Origin of the sequence: Arthrobacter sp. NPDC057013, assembly GCF_042674585.1 — a bacterium.
Lineage (GTDB): Bacteria > Actinomycetota > Actinomycetes > Actinomycetales > Micrococcaceae > Arthrobacter.
This window is the reverse complement of sequence record NZ_JBHUSE010000005.1, coordinates 68,528-88,458: the sequence shown is the minus strand read 5'-3', so window position 1 is coordinate 88,458 and position 19,931 is coordinate 68,528. Positions and strand designations below refer to the sequence as shown.

General features: G+C 66.7%; 17 protein-coding genes. 6 read left to right on the top strand and 11 right to left on the bottom strand.

Translation table 11 applies throughout. The features are described 5' to 3' along the window. Positions 1-61: 61 nt before the first annotated feature. The gene (locus tag ACFTSA_RS09115) at positions 62-1,009 is read right to left on the bottom strand and encodes a heme o synthase (RefSeq protein ID WP_377950956.1); all 948 of its coding nucleotides are present in this window, start codon (positions 1,007-1,009) and stop codon (positions 62-64) included. Positions 1,010-1,526: 517 nt separating this feature from the next. Here ACFTSA_RS09115 and tkt point away from each other — a divergent pair. Genes tkt through pgl form a run of 6 tightly spaced genes read left to right on the top strand, consistent with a single transcriptional unit; the run spans position 1,527 to position 9,755 of the window. Then, positions 1,527-3,644 (top strand): transketolase, encoded by a 2,118-nt coding sequence (gene tkt / locus ACFTSA_RS09110; RefSeq protein WP_377951131.1) that lies wholly within the window; start codon positions 1,527-1,529, stop codon positions 3,642-3,644. Between the two features lie 30 nt (positions 3,645-3,674). After that, complete coding sequence (gene tal, locus ACFTSA_RS09105) at positions 3,675-4,793, top strand: transaldolase (protein ID WP_377950955.1); 1,119 nt, start codon at positions 3,675-3,677, stop codon at positions 4,791-4,793. 6 nt (positions 4,794-4,799) lie between these two features. Beyond that, positions 4,800-6,434 carry a glucose-6-phosphate isomerase gene (locus tag ACFTSA_RS09100; protein WP_377950954.1) on the top strand — a complete coding sequence of 545 codons (1,635 nt, stop codon included), beginning with the start codon at positions 4,800-4,802 and terminating at the stop codon, positions 6,432-6,434. A 15-nt stretch (positions 6,435-6,449) separates the two neighbouring features. After that, positions 6,450-8,009, top strand: a complete 1,560-nt coding sequence (gene zwf, locus ACFTSA_RS09095) for a glucose-6-phosphate dehydrogenase (RefSeq protein WP_377950953.1) — start codon at positions 6,450-6,452, stop codon at positions 8,007-8,009. Beyond that, positions 8,006-8,947 (top strand): glucose-6-phosphate dehydrogenase assembly protein OpcA, encoded by a 942-nt coding sequence (locus ACFTSA_RS09090; RefSeq protein WP_307102693.1) that lies wholly within the window; start codon positions 8,006-8,008, stop codon positions 8,945-8,947. Before zwf ends, ACFTSA_RS09090 begins: the two co-directional genes overlap by 4 nt. Next, positions 8,937-9,755, top strand: coding sequence for a 6-phosphogluconolactonase (gene pgl, locus ACFTSA_RS09085; RefSeq protein WP_377950952.1), 819 nt, complete (start codon positions 8,937-8,939; stop codon positions 9,753-9,755). The genes ACFTSA_RS09090 and pgl overlap by 11 nt, the downstream gene beginning before the upstream one ends. Here the strand turns inward: pgl and ACFTSA_RS09080 are convergent. The 10 genes from ACFTSA_RS09080 to uvrC all read right to left on the bottom strand — a co-directional run bounded on the left by ACFTSA_RS09080 (position 9,726) and on the right by uvrC (position 19,910). After that, the gene (locus ACFTSA_RS09080; protein ID WP_377950951.1) at positions 9,726-10,103 is read right to left on the bottom strand and encodes an RNA polymerase-binding protein RbpA; all 378 of its coding nucleotides are present in this window, start codon (positions 10,101-10,103) and stop codon (positions 9,726-9,728) included. The genes pgl and ACFTSA_RS09080 overlap by 30 nt on opposite strands. A gap of 152 nt (positions 10,104-10,255) precedes the next feature. Next, positions 10,256-10,513: a preprotein translocase subunit SecG gene (secG, locus tag ACFTSA_RS09075; protein WP_306923517.1), complete on the bottom strand. Its 258-nt coding sequence runs from the start codon at positions 10,511-10,513 to the stop codon at positions 10,256-10,258. Positions 10,514-10,559: 46 nt separating this feature from the next. Next, positions 10,560-11,375, bottom strand: coding sequence for a triose-phosphate isomerase (gene tpiA / locus ACFTSA_RS09070; protein WP_377950950.1), 816 nt, complete (start codon positions 11,373-11,375; stop codon positions 10,560-10,562). Between the two features lie 113 nt (positions 11,376-11,488). Further along, the gene (locus tag ACFTSA_RS09065; protein WP_377950948.1) at positions 11,489-12,715 is read right to left on the bottom strand and encodes a phosphoglycerate kinase; all 1,227 of its coding nucleotides are present in this window, start codon (positions 12,713-12,715) and stop codon (positions 11,489-11,491) included. Positions 12,716-12,725: 10 nt separating this feature from the next. Further along, entirely contained in the window at positions 12,726-13,736 is a 1,011-nt protein-coding gene (gene gap / locus ACFTSA_RS09060) for a type I glyceraldehyde-3-phosphate dehydrogenase (protein ID WP_003805562.1), read from the bottom strand. A gap of 261 nt (positions 13,737-13,997) precedes the next feature. Continuing rightward, on the bottom strand, positions 13,998-14,621 hold the full coding sequence (locus tag ACFTSA_RS09055; protein WP_003805561.1) for a superoxide dismutase: 624 nt from the start codon (positions 14,619-14,621) through the stop codon (positions 13,998-14,000). A gap of 133 nt (positions 14,622-14,754) precedes the next feature. Next, positions 14,755-15,735: a DNA-binding protein WhiA gene (gene whiA / locus ACFTSA_RS09050; protein WP_003805560.1), complete on the bottom strand. Its 981-nt coding sequence runs from the start codon at positions 15,733-15,735 to the stop codon at positions 14,755-14,757. A gap of 10 nt (positions 15,736-15,745) precedes the next feature. Beyond that, positions 15,746-16,759 carry a uridine diphosphate-N-acetylglucosamine-binding protein YvcK gene (gene yvcK / locus ACFTSA_RS09045; protein WP_377950947.1) on the bottom strand — a complete coding sequence of 338 codons (1,014 nt, stop codon included), beginning with the start codon at positions 16,757-16,759 and terminating at the stop codon, positions 15,746-15,748. After that, positions 16,759-17,682, bottom strand: a complete 924-nt coding sequence (gene rapZ, locus ACFTSA_RS09040; protein ID WP_377950946.1) for an RNase adapter RapZ — start codon at positions 17,680-17,682, stop codon at positions 16,759-16,761. Before rapZ ends, yvcK begins: the two co-directional genes overlap by 1 nt. A 122-nt stretch (positions 17,683-17,804) precedes the next feature. Next, positions 17,805-19,910, bottom strand: a complete 2,106-nt coding sequence (uvrC, locus tag ACFTSA_RS09035) for an excinuclease ABC subunit UvrC (RefSeq protein ID WP_377950945.1) — start codon at positions 19,908-19,910, stop codon at positions 17,805-17,807. Positions 19,911-19,931 lie beyond the last annotated feature (21 nt).

Below are 19,931 nucleotides of genomic sequence, written 5' to 3'. Positions count from 1 at the left end.
GGCAAAACCTGGGAGAGCGTCCTGGGGTGGCGGGCTCTTGGGGCGTTGGCGGGTTGGCGGGTTAGCCCATGATCGGCGCGCCGACAAAGGGGTCGACGGCCAGCGCGATGAAGAGGAGCGTCAGGTAGCTGATGGAGCCGTGGAAGACCTTCATGGCGCCCTTGTCGGAGAGGTCCCCGCCCTGCGCCCGGCTGTAGAGCGCGTGGGACTCGTACAGGAACCAGGCACCGGCCAGCACGGCCACGGCGGTGTAGACCCAGCCCGCGCTGCCGGCCGGGACCATGAGCAGCGAGCACGCCACCATGGCCCAGGCGTACAGAACCACCTGCACGGATACGACCTTGGCGCCGGCGATGGCACCGAGCATCGGCACGTTGGCGTTGCGGTAGTCCTCGCCGTAGCGCATGGACAACGGCCAGTAGTGCGGCGGGGTCCAGAGGAAGATCACCATGAAGAGGACGATGGCCGGCCACTCGACGGTGTTGGTCACGGCGGACCAGGCGATCAGCACGGGGAAGCAGCCAGCGGCGCCGCCCCAGACGATGTTCTGTGCCGTGCGGCGCTTGAGGATCATCGTATAGATGACCACGTAGAAAACGATGGCACCGAGTCCGAGCCACGCGGAGAGCGGGTTCGCGCCGAACCAAAGGATGGCAATGGCCGCGGCTCCCAGCAGCCACGCAAAGATGAGGGCCTCGCGCGGCGTGACTTCACCGGTCACGAGGGGACGCTTCTCGGTGCGGTGCATCAGCTTGTCGATGTCGCGGTCGATGTAGCAGTTGAAGGCACCGGCGCTGCCGGCCGCGAACGCGCCGCCCACCAGGGTGGCCATGATGAGGCCCAGCGAGGGGAAGCCGCGCTGCGCGTAGATCATAGTGGGCAGGGTGCTAACGAGCAGGAGTTCAATGACCCTGGGCTTGGTGAGTGCAAGGTACGCCTTCGCCTTGCGGGCTAGTCCGGCTCTTCCGTGGACCCGGGAAGAGGTCAGCGGCGTATCTGTTGTGCTCACGTGGCAGTCACTCTGTTTCTGTCTGGCTGTTTATCTGATCGGCCGCTCTGGACGCGCGGTCCGGACCGATCCCTCAACGGCGGCTGGCGGGGCTGTCATGTGCGCAGGTTAACCCGCCCTGTCCGCCGGTGGCCTCCCGATATCATACCGCGGTCCCGCATGGACCGTTGGCATCGGCGTGTGACGGCAAATCACTGAAAATGATTCGTTCGTGCTTGCTTCAATCACATTAACGCAGCCTCACGGCACGGATGATTCACAAAAGAGAAATTGCGTCCAACTGGTGAGATTTTGGCCGCCCGAACTGTGGAATAGAGCTAAGCTGTCTGCAGATCAGCGCACACTGGAAGACGGGCTAGAAACCGCATTCCGGACCGTCCGGCGACTGAATGAAGATCAACGTTTCAATGGTGAACGGCTGGTAGACACAAAATGCAGCGGGCACCAATTATGCCCTGCCGCTGTGTGTTCTTATCGCTGCCGTAAACACAGAGAGGGGCCCGGTTACGTGGCACATTTGAAAGAGCAAGAACTGACTTGGACCGACCTCGACCAGCGTGCCGTTGACACTGTGCGCGTCCTGGCCGCCGATGCCGTGGAAAAGGTGGGCAACGGCCACCCCGGCACCGCGATGAGCCTGGCGCCCGCTGCGTACCTGCTGTTCCAGAAGCTGATGCGGCACGACCCGTCGAACCCGGACTGGATCGGCCGCGACCGCTTCATCCTCTCCCCCGGCCACACGTCCCTGACGCTGTACATCCAGCTGTTCCTCTCCGGCTACGGCCTGGAACTGAAGGACCTGGAAGCCCTCCGCACGTGGGGCTCGCTGACCCCCGGCCACCCGGAGTACAAGCACACCGCCGGCGTTGAGATCACCACCGGCCCGCTGGGCCAGGGCCTCGCCTCCTCGGTCGGCTTCGCATACTCCCAGCGCCGCCAGCGCGGCCTGTTCGACGCCGACGCCGCCCCGGGCACCAGCCCGTTCGACCACACCATCTGGGTCATCGCGTCCGACGGCGACCTCCAGGAAGGCGTGACCTCCGAGGCGTCCTCCCTCGCCGGCCACCAGGAACTCGGCAACCTCGTGGTCATCTACGACGAGAACCACATCTCCATCGAGGACGACACCGACATCGCCTTCACCGAGGACGTCCTGAAGCGCTACGAAGCCTACGGCTGGCACACCCAGCGCGTTGACTGGACCAAGACCGGCGACTACAAGGAAGACGTCCAGGAGCTGTACGCGGCCCTGCTGGCCGCCAAGGCGGAGACCTCCAAGCCGTCCATCGTCTCACTGCGCACCATCATCGGCTACCCCGCCCCCAAGAAGCAGAACACCGGCAAGATCCACGGCTCCGCCCTGGGCTCGGAAGAAGTGGCAGCACTGAAGAACGTCCTCGGCTTCGACCCCGAGAAGTCCTTCGAGGTGGATGAGGACGTGCTCGCCCACGCCCGTGCCGTCGTCGACCGCGGTGCCCACGCACGCAAGGAATGGGAAGAATCCTTCTCCGCATGGCAGTCCGCCAACCCGGAAGCCGCCGCCCTGCTGGAGCGCGTCGAGGCCCGCCAGCTCCCGGCCGAGCTCGACGGCGTCCTGCCGGTCTTCCCGGCCGGCAAGGATGTCTCCACCCGCGCCGCCTCCGGCAAGGTCCTTAACGCCATCGGCCCGGTCATGCCGGAACTCTGGGGCGGCTCGGCCGACCTCGCCGAGTCCAACAACACGACCATCGAGGGCTCGCCGTCGTTCGTTCCCGCGGGCAAGCAGACCAACGCCTGGTCCGGCAACCCGTACGGCCGCGTCCTGCACTTCGGTATCCGTGAGCACGCCGCAGCATCGATCGTGAACGGCATCAGCCTGCACGGCAAGACCCGCGCGTTCTCCGGCACGTTCCTGATCTTCAGCGACTACCAGCGTCCAGCCATCCGCCTCGGTGCCCTCATGGGCGTGCCGTCCTTGTACGTCTGGACGCACGACTCCATCGGCCTGGGCGAAGACGGCCCGACGCACCAGCCGGTTGAGCAGCTCGCGTCGCTGCGTGCGATCGTCGGCCTCGACGTCGTCCGTCCGGGCGATGCCAACGAGGTCGCGGCAGCGTGGAAGACCATGCTGCAGAACCACGAGAACCCGGCCGGCATCGTCCTGACCCGCCAGAACATCCCCACCTACGAGCGTGGCGAAGGCGCAGCCGAGGGTGACACCTTCGGTTCGACCGCTGGCGTTGCCAAGGGCGGCTACGTGCTGGCCGAGGCGTCCAAGGACGGCAAGACCGTGGACGCGCAGGTCATCCTGATCGCCACCGGCTCCGAGGTCCAGCTCGCCGTCGAGGCCCGCGAGGCACTCCAGGCCGAAGGCATCGCCACCCGCGTGGTGTCCATGCCGTGTGTCGAGTGGTTCAACAAGCAGGACGCCGCCTACCGCGAGGCAGTCCTGCCCGCAGCAGTCAAGGCCCGCGTTTCGGTTGAGGCCGGACTTGCCCTGGGCTGGAAGGAATTCGTCGGCGACGCCGGCCGCTCCGTCAGCCTCGAGCACTACGGCGCATCCGCCGACTACAAGCGCCTGTTCCAGGAGTTCGGCATCACGGCAGAAGCAGTTGCCGCCGCCGCCAAGGATTCCCTCGCCGGAATCCAGTCCTGACAAGCACCCCACAGTTCAAGGAGATTAGAAATGACTAGCACTCCCACCCAGCAGCTTTCCGACGCTGGCGTTTCCATCTGGCTCGATGACCTCTCCCGCGGCCGCCTGAAGACCGGCACGCTGCAGAAGCTGATCGAAGAGAAGAACGTTGTGGGTGTCACCACGAACCCCAGCATCTTCCACGCCGCCATCACCACCGGGCACGACTACGACGCCACCATCGCGGCCCAGGCCGCTGCCGGCGCCTCCATCGAAGAGACCATCTTCGAAATCACGACGACGGACGTCGCCGACGCCTGCGACCTCTTCGCCCCGATCGCGGCGGCAACCAAGGGTGTCGACGGCCGCGTCTCCATCGAGGTGGACCCCCGCCTCGCCTGGGACACCGCCGGCACGATCGCCGAAGCCAAGCACCTCTACAAGAAGGTCAACCGCGACAACGTCCACATCAAGATCCCCGCAACGCTTGAGGGCCTGGAAGCCATCACGGCCACCCTGGCCGAGGGCATCAGCGTCAACGTGACCCTGATCTTCTCCCTCGAGCGCTACCGCGCAGTGATCAACGCCTTCCAGAGCGGTCTGGAGCAGGCCAAGGACAACGGCCACGACCTCTCCAAGATCCACTCCGTCGCCTCGTTCTTCGTCTCCCGCGTGGACACCGAGATCGACAAGCGCCTGGATGCGATCGGCACCGAGGAAGCCAAGGCCCTCAAGGGCAAGGCCGGCGTCGCCAACGCCCGCCTCGCCTACCAGGTCTACGAGGAGCTCTTCTCCACCGAACGCTGGGCGGTGCTGGCCGAAGCCGGCGCCCTGCCGCAGCGCCCGCTGTGGGCCTCCACCGGCGTCAAGGACCCGGCCTACCCGGACACCCTGTACGTCACGGAGCTCGTCGCCCCCGGCGTGGTGAACACCATGCCGGAGAAGACCCTGGACGCCACGTTCGACCACGGCGTGGTCACCGGTGACACCATCACCGGCGGCTACGATGAAGCGAACGCCACCCTCAACGCCCTCGACGCGCTCGGCGTGTCCTACAACGAGGTCGTCGCCCTGCTGGAATCCGAAGGCCTGGACAAGTTTGTGGCCAGCTGGAAGGAACTGCTGGCCGACGTTGAAGGCGCCCTCGCCACCGCACGGAAGGCTTCCTAACCCGACATGAGCACACTCAGCTATGACGCCACCGGTGCCGCCCGGAAGGCTCTTGAGCAGCACCTGCCCGCCCTCGTGGAAGACCGCGTTGCTACCCGGATCTTCGCCAAGGACCACACCTTGTGGGGTCCGGACGCGGAAGCCGAGTCGGCCATCCGCCTGGGCTGGGTCGAGGCGCCCACCGTTTCCCGGGCCCTGGTGGACGGCATCCTGGAACTCCGGGATGCCCTGCAGGCCGAGGGGGTGACCCGGATTGTCCTGTGTGGCATGGGTGGGTCCTCCCTCGCTCCTGAAGTGATCGCCGGCACCGCTGGCGTCGAGCTGACTGTGCTGGACAGCACCGACCCCGAACAGGTCGGTGCTGCCCTCGCGGACCGTCTGACGGAAACCGCGATCGTGGTCTCCTCGAAGTCCGGTTCAACCCTGGAAACCGATTCGCAGCGGCGGGTCTTCGAGCACGCTTTCACCGAGGCCGGCCTCGACGCCAAGAGCCGGATCATCGTTGTCACCGATCCCGGGTCCCCGCTGGACAAGGCATCCCGCGACGCCGGCTACCGTGCCGTCTTCAACGCGGACCCGAACGTGGGCGGCCGGTACTCGGCGCTGACAGCCTTCGGTCTGGTCCCCTCCGGCCTGGCCGGCGTGGACATCGCGGCCCTGCTGGACGAGGCTGAGGAAGCCGCTGAGATCCTGAACGAGGACGCACCCGAGAACATCGGGCTGGTCCTGGGTGCGGCCCTGGGCGGCACCAGCCCGCTGCGGAACAAGGTGGTCATCGCCGAGGACGGCTCCGGCATCGTCGGATTCGCTGACTGGGCCGAACAGCTCATCGCCGAATCCACGGGCAAGCTCGGCACCGGCATCCTGCCCGTGGTCGCCGGGCCGGACGCGCCGGAGGTCACCTCCGGCGCCGAGGACGTCCTGGTGGTGCGCCTCGTGAGCACGGATGCCGACGTCGAACTCGGTGAGAACGAGGTTGCGATTGCCGGCGGCCTCGCCTCGCAGATGATGGTGTGGGAATTCGCCACCGCCGTCGCCGGGCGTCTGCTGGGTATCAACCCGTTTGACCAGCCCGACGTCGAAGCGGCCAAGGTGGCTGCGCGCGGTCTACTGGATGCACAGCCGGAGCCGACGCCGGCCAACTTTACCGACGGTGCCATCGAGGTCCGCGGCGGAGAGTGGCTGGGCGGTGCCGCCACCGCAGCCGACGCAGTTTCAGCGCTGCTGGGCCAGCTGGGCAGTGACGGGTACCTGAGCGTCCAGGCCTACTTCGACCGCCTGGCCTACGCTCCCCTCGAGGGCGTCCGCGACGACCTTGCCGCCGTGTCCGGCCGTCCGGTCACCTTCGGCTGGGGTCCGCGCTTCCTGCACTCCACCGGCCAGTTCCACAAGGGCGGCCCCGCCATCGGTGTCTTCCTGCAGATCACAGCGGCTTCCGCCCGGGACCTCGCCATTCCGGAACGTCCGTTCACCTTCGGCGAGCTGATCGCGGCCCAGGCCGCCGGCGACGCCCAGGTCCTGAGCGAGCACGGCCGGCCCGTGCTGCGCCTGCACCTCACCGACCGGGCAGCGGGCGTTGCCCAGCTGCAGGAGATCGTTTCGTCGCTGGCCAACAAGGCAGCATCCGCCACTGAGAGCTAAGGCACCGATTCCACCATGCCAGATACTTTGAACGGCAAAAGGACAGCCAGCCGGTCCGGGAACCCCTTGCGGGATCCGCGGGACCGGCGGCTGAACCGGATTGCCGGACCTTCCTCGCTTGTGCTCTTCGGAGTCACCGGGGACCTTGCCCGCAAGAAGCTCATGCCTGCCGTGTATGACCTCGCCAACCGTGGCCTGCTGCCGCCCAGCTTCGCGCTGGTGGGTTTCGGCCGCCGGGACTGGGACAACGAGGACTTCGCCTCCGAGGTGAAGGACGCCGTGAAGTCGTACGCCCGGACCCCGTTTGATGAGGCGGTCTGGAACCAGCTCTCCGAGGGCATCCGGTTCGTGCAGGGCGCGTTCGACGACGACGCCGCGTTTGAGCGGCTCGGCGAGACCATCAAGGAACTCGACGAGAACCGCGGTACCCGCGGCAACCACGCGTTCTACCTCTCGATCCCGCCGAAGGCCTTCGAGCAGGTCTGCCGCCAGCTCTCCAAGCACGGCCTGGCGCAGGCCGAGGGCGAGAAGTGGCGGCGCGTGGTGATCGAGAAGCCGTTCGGACACGACCTGGAGTCGGCCCGGCAGCTCAACGACATCGTCGAGTCGGTTTTCCCGCAGGACGCGGTGTTCCGGATCGACCATTACCTGGGCAAGGAGACGGTCCAGAACATCCTGGCTCTGCGGTTCGCGAACCAGCTGTTCGAACCGCTCTGGAACGCCAACTACGTGGACCACGTCCAGATCACCATGGCCGAGGACATCGGCACCGGCGGCCGCGCCGGGTATTACGACGGCGTGGGCGCGGCCCGCGACGTGATCCAGAACCACCTGCTCCAGCTCTTGGCACTGACCGCGATGGAGGAACCCATCTCCTTCAACGCCGATGACCTGCGCGCGGAGAAGGAAAAGGTCCTGGCCGCGGTCCGGCTCCCCGAGGACCTCTCGACGCATTCTGCACGCGGGCAGTTCGCCGGCGGCTGGCAGGGCGGCGAACAGGTCCAGGGCTACCTGGAGGAAGAAGGCATCCCGGCCGACTCCACCACCGAAACCTACGCCGCGATCCGGGTGGACATCAACACCCGGCGCTGGAACGGGGTGCCGTTCTACCTGCGCGCCGGCAAGCGGCTCGGACGCCGCGTCACGGAGATCGCGGTCGTGTTCAAGCGGGCACCGAACCTGCTCTTCCGCGACCACGGCGACGACGATTTCGGCCAGAACGCGGTCGTGATCCGGGTCCAGCCCGACGAGGGTGCCACCATCCGGTTCGGGTCCAAGGTTCCCGGCACCCAGATGGAAGTCCGGGACGTGACCATGGACTTCGGCTACGGCCACTCGTTCACCGAGTCCAGCCCCGAGGCCTACGAACGGCTGATCCTGGACGTGCTCCTGGGCGAGCCGCCGCTGTTCCCGCGGCACGAGGAAGTGGAGCTGTCCTGGAAGATCCTGGACCCCTTCGAAGAGTACTGGGCCGGCCTGGGCGAACAGCCCGAGCCGTACGCGCCCGGCAGCTGGGGCCCGGCCTCGGCTGACGAGCTGCTCGCCCGCGACGGACGCACCTGGAGAAGGCCATGATCGTAGACCTGCCGAACACCACCACCTCGAACGTCTCCAAGAAGATCCAGTCCCTGCGCGAGCAGGGCGGCGTGATCGCCCTGGGCCGTGTCCTTACCCTCGTGGTGGTCACCAAGTCCGGGCTCGAGGAAGAAGCCATCGAGGCGGCCAACGAGGCCAGCCGCGAGCACCCCTGCCGGATCATCGTGCTCGCCGACGCCGGCTCGTCCGCGCCGAACCGGCTCGACGCGCAGATCCGCGTCGGCGGGGACGCCGGCGCGTCCGAGGTCATCGTGCTGCGCGGTTTCGGTGAACTCGCCGAGGAAAGCGAGTCCCTCGTCGCCGCGCTGCTGCTGCCCGACGCCCCGATCGTGGCCTGGTGGCCGCACGGTGCACCGAAAAACGCGTCCGAGACGTCGATCGGCCGCATCGCGCACCGCAGGATCACCGACTCGGCGAACGAGGCCGAACCGCAGGTGGCACTGGAGAACATCCGGAACACCTACAAGGCCGGCGACACCGACCTCGCCTGGACCCGGCTGACCAACTGGCGCATTCAGCTCGCCGCGGTCCTGGACCAGGCCGACTCATCACCTGTCACCGCCGTCGCGGTCGAAGGCGCCTCGGACTCGCCCAGCACCATCCTGCTCGCGGCGTGGCTGACCCTGTCCCTGGACGCCCCGGTCACGATCGTCGCCGACCCCGCAGGCACCGGCATCCGGCGCGTCCGGCTCACCCGCCCCGGAGGCGACGTGCAGCTCTTCCGCCCCGGACTCTCCATCGCCGAACTCACCCAGCCCGGCCAGCCCGCGCAACGGATCTCCCTCCCCCGGCGCAGCCTCCGTGACTGCCTTGCGGAGGAGCTCCGCCGCCTGGACCCCGACGAAGTGTTCGGCGAAGTGATTACTATTGGACTGCCACGTACCAATCTAAGGAGTGTCCGTCCCAGTGAGCGCTGAGCCCAGAGTAAGCATCCATCCTGACTCTTCCGTACTCATGGCCGCCATTGCGGCCCGCCTGATCACCAAGCTCGTGGACGTGCAGGACCGATTCGGCGAAGCGACGGTGGTGCTTACCGGAGGCACGGTGGGCATCGGAACGCTGAAGGCCGTGGCCGATTCGCCGGCCGCGCCCGCGGTGGACTGGGCAAAGGTGAACTTCTGGTGGGGCGACGAGCGCTTCGTCGGCGCCCAGGACCCGGACCGCAATGCGGTGCAGGCGCAGGAGGCGCTCCTGAAGCACATCGATGTTGATCCCGCGCGCGTCCACGTGCCCGGGTCGACGGATGACTTTGGATCACCGGAGGAGGCTGCAGAGGACTACGCACGCCGCCTCGGCGAGGCGGCTGCCGCCGAGCACGCCGCGGACGCTTCGGACGACCGCCCCGAGACCCCGGGCCGGCTTCCCCGGTTCGACGTCGTGCTGCTCGGCGTGGGTCCCGACGCGCACGTGGCCTCCCTGTTCCCGGAGCAGGGCGGCATCCGCGAGAAGCAGCTGACGGTGGTGGGGGTCCGCAACTCCCCCAAGCCGCCCCCCGAGCGCATCTCCCTCACCCTGCCGGCGATCAACACCTCCGCTGAGGTGTGGATGGTGGTAGCGGGCGAGGACAAGGCCGGTGCTGTGGGCCTGGCACTCGCCGGGGCCAATCCCGTGCAGGTGCCGGCGGCCGGTCCCGCCGGCCGGTCCCGGACGCTGTGGCTGATTGATGAAAACGCAGCCTCACGCGTTCCTGAACAGCTAGTCAGGAAGGCGCCTGCCGGCTCTTAGCCGCTGCAGCGCTCCAGCCAGAACGTCTTCGGCGTCTTGGCTGGAGCGTCTTTCTTTAACGTATTCGAGGTGGGTCTTAAAGCCCTCTTCCTGGGCTTCGCCAGGCAACCCGGCCCCGGGATTGCGTGACGCCGGCCGGCCGCAGCGGCGGCAGTCCCACGTCTCCGGAATCTGGTCGTCCGGCAGCTTCAAAAAAACGGGCCGCGTCTCATGTCCCATGGCGCACCAGTAGGAGACACAAATACGCGGCAGGGGCTCCCCGAGAGGATCATCCCCTTGGTTCTTCATTCCGGCTCCTTGAATGACACCCACGCGGGTGCCGCGGAATCCTGAAGAGGTATGCACCATGGGAACTCCCTCGCTGCTAATGGCGGCGCTGCCGTTAGATCCGATAGCGACAGTTTAGTGCGTGCTTCCCCTGACGGCACGGAAAAGCCCGGCCCAATCAGGAACGGATCCTGACCGGGCCGGGCTCTTCGTCCTAAACGGCTGCGCCAGCCTTAGGAGTCAGCCACACCCGTGAAGCGCATCAACAGGCCGAGCGCGATGATCACGACGCCCCAGGTGACGCCGAGAATGATGGTGAACCTGTTGAGGTTGCGCTCGGCCACGCCGGAGGAGGCCAGCCCCGAGCTCATGCCGCCGCCGAACATATCCGACAGGCCGCCGCCGCGCCCCTTGTGGAGCAGGATGAGCAGGGTCAGCAGAAGGCTGGTAATGCCCAGCAGGATCTGCAGAATCACATGAAGAACGTCCACGACGGCCTTTCCAAAGTTGGTGGATGCGGGAGCGGGCCAGTACGGACTAGTCCGTTACGAGGTGGCTCTCGAACTTGACAATATTAGCAAACTCAGCGGGATCAAGGCTGGCACCGCCCACCAGCACGCCGTCGACGTCGCGCTCTTTGAGGATGGCGGCAGCGTTGCTGGCCTTGACCGAACCGCCGTACAGCAGGCGGACCTTGGCGGCCACGTCGGCGTCGAACAGCTCGGTGAGTTCGGCACGGATCGCGGCGCACATTTCCTGGGCGTCCTCCGGGCCCGCAACCTCACCGGTGCCGATGGCCCAGACAGGCTCATAGGCGACGACGAGCTCGGCCGCCTGCGCGGAGGTGAGGCCTTCGACGTCGGCGCGGAGCTGGTCCAGCGTGTGCTGGACGTGGGTGCCCGCTTGGCGGATCTCCAGGCCTTCCCCGACGCAGAGCACGGGGATGACGTTGTTGCGGTAGGCAGCCTTGACCTTGGCGTTAAGGACTTCGTCGGACTCGGCGTGGACGGTCCGGCGTTCGCTGTGGCCGACGAGCACGTACTTGCAGCCGAGCTTGTTCAGGAACTGCCCGGAGATGTCCCCGGTGTAGGCTCCGGAATCGAACTGCGACAGGTCCTGACCGCCGTAGGCAATGTCCAGTTCGTCGCCCTGGACGAGGGTCTGCACACCGCGGAGGTCGGTGAAGGGCGGGAAGACGGCGACTTCCACGCGGCTGTAATCGTGCTTGGCGTCGGACAGTGTCCAGGCCAGCTTCTGCAAGAGGGTGATGCCCTGGACGTGGTCCATGTTCATCTTCCAGTTGCCTGCGATCAAAGGCGTACGGTCGAAGGTGCCGTTGGTTGACGTAGTCACGTGTTCTCCATTAATGCCGGTCATCTGCTGATCATGTGAACAGCCGGCAGGGCGCCTCCGCGTACCTTCAAGTGATGCACGGTGCGGAAGGTGCCCTGCCGGCTGGTGTGTCTTTAGCGGTCCAGAACGCTCAGGCCGGGAAGTTCCTTGCCTTCAAGGTATTCCAGGCTGGCGCCGCCGCCGGTGGAAATGTGTCCGAACTGGTCATCGGCGAAGCCGAGTGTGCGGACGGCAGCCGCGGAGTCGCCGCCGCCGACGACGGTGAATGCGTCCGTCTCCGTCAGCGCCTGGGCGATGGCCCGGGTGCCTGCGGAGAATGCCTCGAACTCGAAGACGCCCATGGGACCGTTCCAGAACACCGTCTTGGCGCCCTTGATCTGCTCGGCAAACGCCCGCGCGGACTCGGGTCCGATGTCCAGGCCGATGCCCTGCGCCCCGAAGCTGCTGCCTTCGATGGCGTCGGCGCTGACCGTCTCATGGTCGGCGTCGGCGGCGAACTTGGCTGCCACCACGACGTCCGTGGGAATCACGAACTCCGTGCCGGCGTCGGCTGCGCGCTTGAGGTAGTCCTGGACGACCGGGATCTGGTCCTCTTCCAGCAGGCTGCCGGCCACCTTGTGACCCTCGGCTGCCAGGAACGTGAACAGCATGCCGCCACCCACCAGGATGGTGTCAGCCTTGCCGAGCAGGTTGTCGATGACCGCGAGCTTGTCAGAAACCTTCGAACCGCCGAGGACCACAACGTAGGGACGCTGGGTGTCTGCGGTCAGCTTGCGGAGCACTTCCACCTCCGTGCCCACAAGGTCGCCTAGGTACGACGGGAGCCGGGTGGCGACGTCGTAAACGCTGGCGTGCTTGCGGTGCACGGCGCCGAAGGCGTCGTTCACGAAGGCACCGTTGTCACCGGTGAGTCCCACCAGCTCGTCAGCGAAGGCGCCGCGTTCGGCCTCGTCCTTGCTGGTCTCGCGTGCGTCGAACCGCACATTCTCGAGGACCAGGACCTGGCCGTCCTGCAGCGCAGCTGCCTTCTCCTTGGCCGAGGGCCCCACCGTATCCTCCGCGAGGGAGACAGGGAAGGAAGCCAGCTCTGCCAGGCGGGCGACCGCCGGCTTGAGGGAGTACTTGTCTTCGGGGGCGCCCTTGGGGCGGCCGAGGTGGGCTGTTACCAGCACGCGGGCACCGGCGTCCGTGAGCTTTCCCAGTACTGGCAGTGAGGCCCGGATGCGGCCGTCGTCAGTCACTGTAGAGCCGTCGAGCGGCACATTCAGGTCACTTCGAACCAGAATGTACCGCCCGCGGACACCTTCAGCGATCAGTTCGTTGAGGGTGTGAGATGTCATGTAGCTAACCCTAGCCCAGCTTGGCCGCTACAAGCTCCGTCAGGTCCACGAGGCGGTTGGAGTAACCCCATTCGTTGTCATACCAGGAAACAACCTTGACCTGGTTGCCAATGACCTTGGTCAAGCCGGAGTCAAAGATGGACGAGGCGGGGTCGCCGACGATGTCCGAGGAGACGATCGGGGCGTCGGTGTAGGTCAGGATGCCCTGCCACTCGTCGGACTCTGCGGCCTTCTTGAGCGTGGCGTTGACTTCCTCGACGGTGGTCTCGCGCGAGACCGTGACGGTGAGGTCGGTGGCGGAGCCGGTGGGGACCGGAACGCGGATGGCGTAGCCGTCCAGCTTGCCCTTGAGCTCCGGCAGGACCAGGCCGATGGCCTTGGCCGCACCGGTGGAGGTGGGAACCATGTTGATGGCGGCGGCGCGGGCACGGCGGAGGTCGTTGTGCGGGCCGTCCTGCAGGTTCTGGTCTGCGGTGTAGGCGTGCACGGTGGTCATCAGTCCACGCTCGATGCCGAAGGCATCGTTGACAACCTTGGCCAGCGGGCCGAGGCAGTTGGTGGTGCAGGAAGCGTTGGAGATGATGTGGTGGTTCTCGGGGTCGTACAGGCCGTCGTTGACGCCCATCACGATGGTGATGTCCTCGTCCGAGGCGGGGGCGGAGATCAGGACCTTCTTGGCGCCGGCTTCGATGTGCTTCTTGGCGGCGGCAGCCTTGGTGAAGAATCCGGTGGACTCGATGACGATGTCAACGCCCAGGTCCTTCCAGGGGAGGTTGGCCGGGTCGCGCTCGGCCAGGACCTTGATGGCGTTGCCGTTGACGACCAGGTTGCCTTCCTTGACCTCAATGGTTTCGGCCAGGCGTCCGCCCACGGAATCGTACTTGAGCAGGTGGGCCAGCGCCTCGGGGCTGGTGAGGTCGTTGACGGCTACGATCTCAAGATCCGCGCCCTGGGCAAGCGCTGCGCGGAAGTAGTTGCGGCCGATGCGGCCGAAGCCGTTGATACCAATACGGGTCGTCACTTTAGTCTCCTTTGTGCCTTGGAAGCACAACTAGTAAGCGGGCGTTGAAGCCAACTAACAGATCCCGCACGCCATTGGGCAGAGATATTTTTTCAGATCGGAGGGCGACCAGCCTCATTGCTGAAGGCTAACCGCCTTCCGTGATCCATCTTACGTTTAAGTAGGTCTGCCCCCGCAAGTGCGGGGGCAGACCGTCCGGAATTCGGCCCTAAAGACGCCGAATGTGAAGTTTGTTACTGCTTTGTGTACGCCGAATCACACCTAGAGGGTGATGAGGCCCGTCGCGTTGGCGCGTGCGGCGGCAAAACGTGCGGACACGTCAGCCCAGTTCACGATGTTCCAGAATGCCTTGACGTAGTCGGCCTTGACGTTGACATAGTCCAGGTAGAAGGCGTGCTCCCACATGTCCAGCATCAGCAGCGGGGTGGTGCCCAGCGCGACGTTGCCCTGCTGGTCGTAGAGCTGCTCGATGACGAGGTTGCCGCCGATGGGCTCGTAGGCCAGGAAGCCCCAGCCCGAACCCTGCAGGCCGAGGGCGGCTGCGGAGAACTGGGCACGGAAGGCGTCGAACGAGCCGAAGGCGTCGTCGATGGCTGCGGCGAGCTCACCTTCGGGCTTGTCGCCTCCGTCCGGGGAGAGGTTGTTCCAGAACACGGAGTGGTTGATGTGGCCGCCGGTGTGGAAGGCCAGGTCCTTGGAAAGCCGGTTGATGTTGGCGAAGTCGCCCTTTTCGCGCGCCTCGGCCAGCTGGGCCAGCGCGTTGTTGGCGCCCGTCACGTACGCGGCGTGGTGCTTGCTGTGGTGCAGCTCCATGATCCGTGCAGAGATGTGGGGCTCGAGCGCTGCGTAGTCGTAGCTGAGTTCGGGCAGAACGTACTCGGTCACAAAATCCTCCAATGTCGTGGACAGTTTGTCCGGTTGTGCTAACTCTCGGATTGTGCATCCCGGACGACGGGTCATCCGGAAAACTACGATGGCGGCAACAGCCGCCACCTGGTCTTGATTCTATGGGCGCCCTTTACTCGTCCAGCATTTCCGGCGTCACATTGGCATCCGTGCCTGGGATGCCAAGGTCCGAGGCGCGTTTGTCCGCCATGGCCAGCAGCCGGCGGATGCGCCCGGCGATGGCGTCCTTCGTCATGGGCGGATCGGCAAGCCGGCCGAGTTCGTCGAGGCTGGCCTGCTTGTGGGCCACCCGGAGTTCACCGGCGTACTTGAGGTGGTCCGGGACGTCGTCGCCGAGGATCTCCAGGGCCCGGTCAACCCGGGCACCGGCCGCAACGGCGGCCTGCGCCGAGCGGCGGAGGTTGGCGTCGTCAAAGTTGGCGAGCCGGTTCGCCGTCGCCCGCACCTCCTTGCGCATGCGCCGCTCCTCCCAGACCATGAGGGCGTCGTGGGCGCCCATGCGGGTGAGCAGCGCGGCGATAGTATCGCCGTCGCGGATCACCACGCGGTCCACTCCCCTGACTTCCCGGGCTTTGGCCTGAATCCCGAGCCGGCGTGCCGCGCCGACCAGCGCGAGGGCCGATTCCGGACCGGGGCAGGTGACCTCCATGGACGAGGACCGGCCGGGTTCGGTGAGGGAACCGTGGGCCAGGAAGGCGCCGCGCCACACCGCTTCGGCGTCGGCGGCTGAGCCATTGACGACGACGGACGGCAACCCGCGTACGGGCCGCCCGCGGCCGTCAAGGAGGCCGGTCTGCCGGGCCAGCGCCTCGCCGTCGCGGACGACGCGGACCACGTACCGGCTGCCGCGGCGCAGGCCGCTGCCGGAGACGACGATGATCTCGCTCTGGTGTCCGTAGACCTCGGCGATCGCGGCGCGCAGGCGCCGGGCGGTGGAGGCAAGGTCCACCTCGGCCTCGATGACGATCCGGCCCGAGATGATGTGCAGTCCTCCGGCGAAGCGGAGCATGGCCGAGACCTCAGCCTTGCGGACTGATGATTTCTTAATGTCCAGGCGGGAGAGTTCTTCCTTGACTGATGCTGTCAGTGCCATGGCACCTTTCCTAACTGTTCCCGAAAATGTCCTGGTAGGCCGTGGCCAGCCGCAAGGGGTCATGGACCGGTCGCCGGCCCGAAGCCCCTACTCTACCCAAGACAACCTCGGCGCCGATCATCCCCGCTGCCCGCTCAAACTCGGCCAGGTCAGAAACGGACGCCGGGTCCGCGAGCACGACGTCGGCGCTGAACTCCGGCGCGTAGTCGCGCAGGACGTGAAGGTGGTCGGCGGCGGACATGCCGGAGGTTTCCTTGGTGTCCATGGCGAGGTTCATCGTGAGGCAGCGCTTCGCGGGCGTATCGCAGAGCGCCTGCCGCATTTCCGGCAGCAGCAGGTGCGGGAGAACGGACGTGTACCAGGAGCCGGGACCCAGCACCACCCAGTCGGCAAGCTCGATTGCGGTCAGCGCCTCAACGCAGGCCGGAGCCTGCTCGGGAAGCAGCCGGACGCTCTCCAGTGAACCCGCGACCGCGCAGCGGGCCTGGCCCGTGATGGTGGTGACCGTGCTGCTGCCGTCCGGGGCGGTCACGCGGACGTCGCCCTCGATGGTGAGCGGCACCGTGGACATAGGCAGCACCTGTCCGCGGGCGCCGAGAAGGGCGCCGGCCCATTTCAGGCCGGCCACGGCGTCGCCGAGCAGTTCCCAGAGGGTGACGATCAGCAGGTTCCCCATGGCGTGCTCATCCAGGGAGGCGCCGCCGCGGGCGGACCGGAAGCGGTGCTGCATGACATCGCGCCAGGTGCGGCCCCAGTCGGTGTCATCGCAAAGCGCGGACAGCGCCATCCGCAGATCACCGGGCGGGAGGACGCCGTACTCCTCCCGGAGACGGCCGGAGGACCCGCCGTCGTCCGCCACGGTGACCACCGCTGTCAGTTCGGACGTCAGCAGGCGCAGTGCCGAGAGGGAGGCCGAAAGGCCGTGACCGCCGCCGAGCGCGACGACGGTGGGCCCCTTGGCCTGCTGGGAACCGGTCAGGCCGGCCGGCGGAATCAGGGGCAGAGGGCCGGTGAGAACACCCATTACTCGCGGCCCAGGTCCCGGTGCGTCGTGGTCACGGTTACCCGCGGATACTGCGCAAGCCGTTTGGACAGCTCCATGGCGACCGCAACCGATCGGTGCTTTCCGCCCGTGCAGCCGACGGCGATGGTGGCGTAGTGCTTGTTCTCCCGGCGGTAGCCCTCCAGGACGGGCTCAAGCGCGAGGACGTAGCGCTCCACGAAGTTCGGCACGCCCTCGGCTCCGAGGACGTAGTCGCTGACATCCTGGTCCAGGCCGGTGTGCGGCCGCAGCGCGGGCACCCAGTGCGGGTTCGGGATGAACCTGACGTCGGCCACGTAGTTGGCGTCCACGGGCAGGCCGTACTTGAAGCCGAAGCTCATGATGTTCAGGCGGATCGCGATGGGCCCGGTCTCGGTGAACAGTTCGGTGATCGCGGTGGCGAGACCGTGCACGTTCAGGGACGAGGTGTCCAGGACGAGGTCGGAGGAGTCGCGCAGTTCCTTGAGGAGTTCACGCTCAGCGGCGATGCCGTCCAGGATCCTGCCGCCGCCCTGCAGGGGGTGCGGGCGCCGGCCCTGTTCGAAGCGGCGGACCAGGACGTCGTCGCTGGCGTCCAGGAACAGCACCCGGAAGGTGACGCCGCTGGCTTCGAGGGCCCGCAGTGCCGCCCGGATGTCGGCGAAGAGCGCCTTGCTGCGGACGTCCATCACCACAGCAAGCTTGGGGATGGACTGCGGGGCGTGGGACACCAGTTCGGCGAGCGTTCCGAGCATCTGCGGCGGCAGGTTCTCGACGACGTACCAACCGTGGTCCTCCAGCGCATCGGAGGCGGTGCTGCGGCCTGCGCCGGACATTCCGGTCACGATAAGCAGTTCCGCTTCGGCGGGCTTGACCGGTGTCAGGCCGTCCTCTTCCGTGCTGGACTCCGCCGTCGACTCTGCCATTGATTCCAGCCTCATTCCTGCTGTTGCTACGCGCGCGCAATTGCCGCGCGGAAGCCGTTTGCTAGTGTTTGCGGCACACGCCGATTTCCCGTACTTACCCTAACCAAGTTTCCGGGCGCGGGCTAAGTTTCGAGCACTTCACCCGTGGTCATGTTGATCGCCGGAACGGCGTCCCCCGTGTCGCCACCGGCTCCGCCCGGACTGAAGTGCGTGACGATGGCAGCGGCCAGCGCCGGCCCGACCCCCTTGGCCGCTGTCAGTTCCTCCGCCGACGCCGCCTTGATCTTCTTGACGGAGCCAAAGTGGGCGAGCAGCGCCTTCCGCTTCGAATCACCCAGGCCGGGCACGCCGTCGAGGGCTGAGACGGTCATCGCCTTGCCGCGCTTTTGCCGGTGGAACGAAATGGCGAAACGGTGGGCCTCGTCGCGGATGCGCTGCAGCATGTAGAGGCCCTGCGAGGAGCGGGGCAGGATGACCGGGAAGTCGCTGTCCGGCAACCACACTTCCTCGAGGCGCTTGGCGAGCCCGACCACATAGACGTCGTCGATGCCCAGCGATTCGAGGGCCCGGGCGGCCGCGTTGACCTGGGGCTTGCCGCCGTCCACCACCACGAGGTTGGGCGGGTAGGCGAATTTCGCCCGCGGTGCGGGCGTGGTGGTGTCGGACAGTGCGGCATCCAGGGCGGCGACCGCCGCCTTGTTGGCCCCGGTGGTCCCGGTCCCAATGGTTCCGGTTCCGCTGGTCTCGATGGTTCCGGTCCCGTTGGTCCCGTTGGCGGCGGCGGCCGCCGGCGTCGCGACGAGTTCGGCGGCCTCGACCTGGGCTGTCTTGTCCACGAGGTAATGGCGGAAGCGGCGGGTCAGGACGTCGTGCATCGCAGCGGTATCGTCCGTGGCCGCAGCCCCGGTGATGGAGAACTTCCGGTAGTCCGATTTCTTCGGCAGCCCGTCTTCCACCACCACCATGGAGGCCACCACATTCGTGCCCTGGACGTGGGAGACGTCGTAGCATTCGATGCGCAGCAGCGGGACCGGGAGCTCCAACGCCTCCTGCAGTTCCTGCAGCGCCTGCGACCGGACCGTCAGGTCGCCGGCCCGGCGGGTCTTGTGCAGCCGGAGTGCGTGCTCGGCGTTCTCGCGGACCGTGGACATCAGGGCGGCCTTGTCGCCGCGCTGCGGTACGCGGATGTCCACCTTGGCCCCACGGATGCCGGCGAGCCACACGGCGAGGTCCTGCGCGTTGCTCGGCTCGACAGGAACGAGGACCTCACGGGGAAGCCTGCCCTGGACCTCGGCGTCCTCGCCGTAGACCTGCTGGAGGAGGTGCTCGACGAGGTCGGGCGTGGTGAAGTCCTCCACCTTTTCAACAACCCACCCGCGCTGGCCGCGGACGCGTCCGCCCCGGACATGGAACACCTGGACGGCCGCTTCCAGCTCATCCTCGTGCAGGGCGAAAACGTCGGCGTCGGTATCCTCGGCGAGCACCACGGCGTTCCGCTCGAAGACCTTCCGGAGGGCGGTGATGTCGTCGCGCAGCCGGGCGGCGCGTTCGTAATCAAGGACGGCGACTGCGGCGCCCATCTCCTTTTCGAGCCGCGAAATGAAGCGCTTGGCCTCGCCTCCCATGAAGGCGCAGAAGTCCTCGGCGAGGGCGCGGTGTTCCTCGGGGGTGACGCGGCCGACGCAGGGCGCCGAGCACTTGTCGATGTAGCCCAGCAGGCAGGGCCGGCCGCTGGCCTGGGCACGTTTCAGCACGCCGGCGCTGCAGCTGCGCACGGGGAACACGCGCAGCAGGGTGTCCATGGTGTCCCGGATCGCGCCGGCCGTATAGGGCCCGAAGTACCGGGTCCCCTTCCGCCGCTCGCCGCGCATGACCTGCACGCGGGGCAGCTTCTCGCCCATGGTAACGGCGAGGTACGGGTAGGTCTTGTCGTCCCGGAAAACCACGTTGAAGCGCGGCTTGAATTCCTTGATCCAGGTATATTCCAGCTGCAGGGATTCCAGCTCGCTGCCCACCACGGTCCACTCCACGCTGCTGGCCGCGTACACCATGGCGTGGGTCTTGGGCAGCAGCCCTGCCGGGTTCGCGAAGTACGAGTTCAGGCGCGACCGGAGGTTCTTGGCCTTGCCGACGTAGATGACCCGTCCATGGGGATCCCTGAACCTGTAAACACCCGGATTGGTTGGAATTTCGCCCGTCTGGGGTCGATAACTCGATGGATCTGCCACGTTTCCAGTCTACTGAGCTAA